The organism is Elstera litoralis, assembly GCF_000963705.1.
GTDB lineage: Bacteria > Pseudomonadota > Alphaproteobacteria > Elsterales > Elsteraceae > Elstera > Elstera litoralis.
Genome location: NZ_LAJY01000236.1, coordinates 1 through 4,542 on the forward strand (window position 1 = coordinate 1; position 4,542 = coordinate 4,542).

The 4,542-nt window shown below is 62.7% G+C and carries 7 protein-coding genes; all 7 read left to right on the top strand.

Features of this window, described 5'->3' with window-relative positions; genetic code table 11:
- Positions 1 to 358: 358 nt before the first annotated feature.
- Positions 359 to 1,009, top strand: a complete 651-nt coding sequence (locus VZ95_RS10025; RefSeq protein ID WP_045775722.1) for a TetR/AcrR family transcriptional regulator — start codon at positions 359 to 361, stop codon at positions 1,007 to 1,009.
- Positions 1,006 to 1,779 carry an enoyl-CoA hydratase/isomerase family protein gene (locus tag VZ95_RS10030; protein ID WP_045775719.1) on the top strand — a complete coding sequence of 258 codons (774 nt, stop codon included), beginning with the start codon at positions 1,006 to 1,008 and terminating at the stop codon, positions 1,777 to 1,779. The genes VZ95_RS10025 and VZ95_RS10030 overlap by 4 nt, the downstream gene beginning before the upstream one ends.
- Entirely contained in the window at positions 1,776 to 2,621 is an 846-nt protein-coding gene (locus VZ95_RS10035; RefSeq protein WP_269747096.1) for an AMP-binding protein, read from the top strand. The genes VZ95_RS10030 and VZ95_RS10035 overlap by 4 nt, the downstream gene beginning before the upstream one ends.
- Positions 2,606 to 3,292, top strand: coding sequence for a class I adenylate-forming enzyme family protein (locus VZ95_RS28175; RefSeq protein WP_269747097.1), 687 nt, complete (start codon positions 2,606 to 2,608; stop codon positions 3,290 to 3,292). Before VZ95_RS10035 ends, VZ95_RS28175 begins: the two co-directional genes overlap by 16 nt.
- 1 nt (position 3,293) lies before the next feature.
- Positions 3,294 to 3,686, top strand: a complete 393-nt coding sequence (locus VZ95_RS10040) for a MaoC/PaaZ C-terminal domain-containing protein (protein ID WP_045775720.1) — start codon at positions 3,294 to 3,296, stop codon at positions 3,684 to 3,686.
- On the top strand, positions 3,686 to 4,057 hold the full coding sequence (locus VZ95_RS10045; protein ID WP_045775721.1) for a hotdog family protein: 372 nt from the start codon (positions 3,686 to 3,688) through the stop codon (positions 4,055 to 4,057). Before VZ95_RS10040 ends, VZ95_RS10045 begins: the two co-directional genes overlap by 1 nt.
- Positions 4,054 to 4,542 (top strand): alpha/beta fold hydrolase (locus VZ95_RS10050; protein ID WP_156995223.1); only part of this gene is annotated, 489 nt, incomplete at its 3' end. The genes VZ95_RS10045 and VZ95_RS10050, both read left to right, overlap by 4 nt.

Genomic DNA, 4,542 nt, shown 5'->3' on the forward strand with positions numbered 1-4,542 from the left:
CAATGAGGCAGATTTTGAGATCTTTGGCTAGGGCCGGGCTCGACAGCGCAGCAAGCGCCGCCCCCGTCAGACACAGAGTCCGAATGGTGCGCATAATTTTTTCCTCCCCCAATCAGCGTTTGTTTTACTGACTTGCTTTGCGACCCAAGTGTGCAAACTGACACTTGAGTCATGTTTCATCTTTTCCTATCCTGTCATCGCACGCCCGTCAAGGTGGGAGTGCAAACGGATAAGGGTACTGGGGTTTTCAACGCTCCCCCAATCCGGCTCTTTCAATCCCCTCGACGGGTTTGAAAGAGGTTAAAAAACAAGGGGCAAGCGCTTGCGGGCGGTTGCCCTCGGGTGGAAGGAAATTTTCATGGCGACAGCACCATTAGACGACGCGGTAGCGCCCCCACCGGCCTTGCCCCTCCCGAAAACCAGCCGGGGCGAGCGAACGCGTCAGCGCATTCTCGATGCGGCGGAGCGAGATATTGGCCGCCGGGGCTTTTCCGAAGCCTCAATCAGCACGATCACCCAGGAGGCGGCGGTCGCGCAGGGGACATTCTACCTCTATTTCCGCTCGAAGGAGGATGTGATGCGCGAGCTGGTCTTGCGGATGGGCCGCCGCCTGCGCCGCCATCTGACTCAGGCGACCGCAGGCCTTAAGGACCGGCTGGAGATCGAAAAGCGCGGCCTACAGGCGTTCCTCTCCTTCGTGCGGGACAATCCCAATCTCTATCGGGTTGTGGCCGAATCACAATTTGTGGATGAAGTAGCCTATCAGCGCTACTATCACGATTTTGCAAACAACTATCGGCAAGCTTTGAGCGAGGCGGAAGGCGTTGGACAACTTTCCCCAGGAGATGCGGAGTTGCGGGCATGGGCTTTGATGGGGATTAGTGATTTTATCGGGCGGCGCTATGCGCTGTGGGACAAGGACGCGTCGATTGAGGCAGTGACAGAGGCTGCCTTCGCGTTCATTTCGCGCGGGATCGCGCCGAAACTCCCCGAAGGAAAGGCGCCATGACGGAAAATCTGGTCGAGCTTCGGCGGGAGAATGGCGTTGCCACGCTCACCCTCAATCGCCCGCAGCGACACAATAGCCTCGTGCCCGCCCTGCTCGCGGCCTTGAACGCCACGCTCGACGATCTCGCGCGCTTGCCGCCGCGCCTGCTGGTGCTGACCGGGGCGGGGCGCAGTTTTTCGACGGGCGGGGACGTGGGTGCGTTTGCCGATGTGCCGCTGGTGCATCGCCGGGAGTATGCGACGGGGCTCGTGAGTGGATTGCACCGGGCGATTCTGGCGCTGGTCGATCTGCCGTGCCCGGTGATCGCGCGCGTGCAGGGGGCGGTAACGGGGGGCTCACTCGGCTTCGTTCTGGCCGCCGATTTGGCGGCAATGGCGCGCGGCGCTTTCATCGCCCCCTATTATGTCGATGTCGGTTTTGCCCCCGATGGCGGCTGGACGGCCCTGCTGCCCGACCGTATCGGCCCGGCGCGGGCGGCGGAAATTCAACTGCTGAACCGGATGGTGACGGCAGAGGAAGCCTTCAGCCTCGGCCTCGTCCAAGCCGTAACCGATCCTGGGGCGCTCGACGATCAAATCGCCGTCTGGGTCCAGGTTTTGCTCGGCAAACACGCCAGCAGCCTTGCTGCGACGAAGCAGTTGCTGTGGCCGCCCGAACGTCGGGCGCGGCTAGCGCTGGGGTTGGAGCGGGAGCGCCTGTGCTTCCTAAGCTTAATCGATACGCCCGAAACCGACGCCGGTATGAGGCATTTCCTGGGACGCGCCGCATGAAATTTATCCCCGATCTTTGCGCTCAGCGCGCGATGCTCACGCCGGACGCGCCGGCCTTTGCCGATCCTCTCGGCGGGCGCGTTTGGTCTTTTGCCGAGATCGAACGGCGCGTTGGGTGCGGAGCGGCGCTCCTGCGCTCCCTCGGCATTGGCGTGGGCGATCGGGTTGCGGTCCTCTGTCACAATAATGTGGCGTTCTTCGAACTGCTGTTCGCCTGCGCCCGCGCCAAGGCGATTCTGGTGCCGCTCAATTGGCGGCAGACCCCGGCGGAGCTTGCGCCGATAATCGAGGATAGCGGCGCGAAACTGATGCTCTACGACGCGGCGACGGCGGACCTCGCCAGCAAAGTGGCGGCGGCGGCCCGGCTGGCGGCGCGGACCTTGACCGAATGGGATACGCTCTGCGCGCAACCGGGCGACGGGATCGCCCCGACTCTCTGGGAAACCGATGCGCCCTGGTATCTCCTCTATACCTCCGGCACCACCGGCAAGCCGAAGGCGGTGATTCAGACGGCGGGCATGGCCTTGACCAATATGATGAACGTTCAAACGGCGACGGGAATCGGCCCCGGTACCAAATCGTTGAATTTTCTACCGCTGTTCCATACCGCTGGGATCAATCTACACACGCTGCCGGTTTTCATCGTCGGCGGCCTATCGCAGGTTTTGCCGAAATTCGATGTCGATCTCGTTCTGTCGCTGGTTCAGCGGGGGGGGATTACGGTTTTCTTCGGCGTTCCGGCGATTTATCAGGCGATTAGCTGCATCCGGCGTTCGAGCACACCGATTTTTCCGCCGTCAAACATTGGGGCTGCGGCGGCGCGCCGATTTCGGCGGCCTTGATCCAGACGTTTTTGGAGCGGGGCGTTACTATTTGTAACGGCATGGGCATGACCGAAACCGGCCCCACGGTGTTTTTCATGGACCGCACCCAGGCCCCGACGAAGATCGGGTCGGTCGGCAAGCCGCAGCTTCTCTCGGAAGTGCGGCTGGTCGGCGGCGATGGGCGCGACGTGCCACAGGGCGAGGATGGCGAACTCTGGTTTCGCGGCCCCGGAATTACGCCGGGGTATTTCAATAATCCGATGGCGACCGAAGCGGCGTTTGCGCCCGGCGGCTGGCTGAAGTCTGGCGATGTCGCGCGCTGCGATACTGATGGCTATTACACCATCGTCGATCGGATCAAGGACATGTATATCTCCGGCGGCGAGAACGTCTATCCGGCCGAAGTGGAGCATGTCCTCCAAGCCCATCCGGCCGTGCTGGAAGCGGCGGTGGTTGGGGTGAGCGACGAGAAATGGGGCGAGGTCGGCCACGCCGCCGTCATTCTGCGCCCCGGCCAAAGCGCCGATCCGACAGCCTTGCAGCAGCACGCACGGGCCGTGCTGGCCCCCTATAAGGTTCCGAAGCACGTTACGATTGTCACCGATTTTCCCCGCACCGCCGCCGGTAAGGTGCAAAAGCACCATCTGCGCGCGGCGCTGACGGAACCCCAAACGCCGGAGTCTGCCTAATATGTCCCTTGTTCCTGGTCCATTTTTCACGATTGAGCATGTGCCCACCCAGGCCGAGCTTGAGCTTTTCGCCCGCGTGAGCGGCGACGATAACCCTATCCACGTCGATCCGGATTTTTCGGCGCGCACGCGTTTCGGGCGTCCCGTGGCGCATGGTATGCTAATTTACAGCTACCTTTGGGCGGAGATGCGCCGCCAACTTCCGAACGCGGTGGCGAAGCAGCAGAGCCTGATGTTCCCGCACCCGGCCTATGCCGGGGAGCCGATCCGCATTACCGCGACAATCGACAGCGTTGAGGGGCGCGAAGCGCGAATCTCGGTGCGCGTCGCCCGCAGTGCCGATGATACGCCGGTGACGGAAGCCACGACCATTCTTGATTTAGGGGCTATCTAATGCTGACGCTGGGCCAAACGGCGACCGTTACCCGGTCTTTTTCACCCGAGGACTTGCGCGGCTTTGCGGCGATTATCGGGGTCCATAGTGCCGCGTTCACGGCGCTGCCCGAACCGCTGCTGGCGGCGCTTTTCTCTTATATCCTCGGCGTTAAACTGCCGGGGCGCGGCACAAATTATCTGAAGCAGGATATGCAGTTCTTAAAGCCGGTGTCGCTGGACGAAACGGTTACGGCGACTTTGGAAATCACCAAGCTGCGTCCCGAAAAGCACCTCTGCGACCTGTTAACCACGCTCACCAATGCGGCGGGCGAAACGTTGGTGACGGGGCGTGCCCTCGTTTACATCAAGGATGTGGAAGGCGCCCAGTGAGCCCGGCGCCAATCCGGCATTGGCTCGATCTCGGCGCAGGGCCGCCCCTTGTGTTGATCCACGGTTGGGGGGCGAGCGGCGAGTTTTTTGCCGCCCAGCAGGCGCTGGTGAAGCGGGGGCTGCGGGTGATTATTCCCGACTTGCCCGGCCACGGGCCGACCGCAACGCGCGACCCGCACCTCAGCATTGCCGATCTCGGCGCGGCACTGGCGGAGTTTCTCCACACGCGGGCCTTGGACCGACCCGTACTCGTCGGCTGGTCGATGGGGCTGCTGGTGGCATTGGAGGCGCTGACGCGGCATGATGTGAGGGCCGCAGGCCTTGCCATTCTCGATATGACGCCGAAGGTCGCCAACGCCCCCGACTGGTCCTATGGTATCGCCAGCCGGCAGACCGCCGCCGAGATGCGGGCGACGGCGGACGCGATGGAAGCGGGTTGGGCCGATTTCGCGCCGCGCATCGCTTGGTCGCTCTTCGCGCGCGGC